General features: G+C 47.0%; 3 protein-coding genes. All 3 read right to left on the bottom strand.

Annotation, left to right across the window (positions count from 1 at the left end; translation table 11 throughout):
• Positions 1 to 16 precede the first annotated feature (16 nt).
• The 3 genes from EQY_RS0117135 to EQY_RS0117150 all read right to left on the bottom strand — a co-directional run bounded on the left by EQY_RS0117135 (position 17) and on the right by EQY_RS0117150 (position 655).
• Positions 17 to 232: a hypothetical protein gene (locus tag EQY_RS0117135; protein WP_000188870.1), complete on the bottom strand. Its 216-nt coding sequence runs from the start codon at positions 230 to 232 to the stop codon at positions 17 to 19.
• Positions 233 to 308: 76 nt separating this feature from the next.
• Positions 309 to 500 (bottom strand): DUF1382 family protein, encoded by a 192-nt coding sequence (locus EQY_RS0117145; RefSeq protein ID WP_000548514.1) that lies wholly within the window; start codon positions 498 to 500, stop codon positions 309 to 311.
• On the bottom strand, positions 473 to 655 hold the full coding sequence (locus EQY_RS0117150) for a DUF1317 domain-containing protein (RefSeq protein WP_000682305.1): 183 nt from the start codon (positions 653 to 655) through the stop codon (positions 473 to 475). The genes EQY_RS0117145 and EQY_RS0117150 overlap by 28 nt, the downstream gene beginning before the upstream one ends.
• Between the last annotated feature and the right edge of the window lie 32 nt (positions 656 to 687).

Below are 687 nucleotides of genomic sequence, written 5' to 3' on the forward strand. Positions count from 1 at the left end.
ATTTTGCTTTTCATGTTCATCGTTCCTTAAAGACGCCGTTTAACATGCCGATTGCCAGGCTTAAATGAGTCGGTGTGAATCCCATCAGCGTTACCGTTTCGCGGTGCTTCTTCAGTACGCTACGGCAAATGTCATCGACGTTTTTATCCGGAAACTGCTGTCTGGCTTTTTTGATTTCAGAATTAGCCTGACGGGCAATGCTGCGAAGGGCGTTTTCTTGCTGAGGTGTCATTGAACAAGCCCCATGTCGGCAAGCATAAGCACACAGAATATGAAGCCCGCTGCCAGAAAAATGCATTCAGTGGTTGTCATACCTGGTCTCTCTCATCTGCTTCTGCTTTCGCCACCATCATTTCCAGCTTTTGTGAAAGGGATGCGGCTAACGTATGAAATTCTTCGTCTGTTTCTACTGGTATTGGCACAAACCTGACTCCAATTTGAGCGAGGCTATGTGCCATCTCGATACACGTTCTTAACTCAACAGGAGATGCTTTGTGCATACAGCCCCCCGTTTATTATTTATCTCCTCAGCCAGCCGCTGTGCTTTCAGGGGATTTCTGATAACAGAAAGGCCGGGAAATACCCAGCCTCGCTTTGTAACGGAGTAGACGAAAGTGATCGCACCTACCCGGATATTATCGTGAGGATGCTTCATCGCCATTGCTCCCCAAATACAAAACCAATTTC

The sequence above is a fragment of the Escherichia sp. TW14182 genome, assembly GCF_000208525.1.
GTDB lineage: Bacteria > Pseudomonadota > Gammaproteobacteria > Enterobacterales > Enterobacteriaceae > Escherichia > Escherichia ruysiae.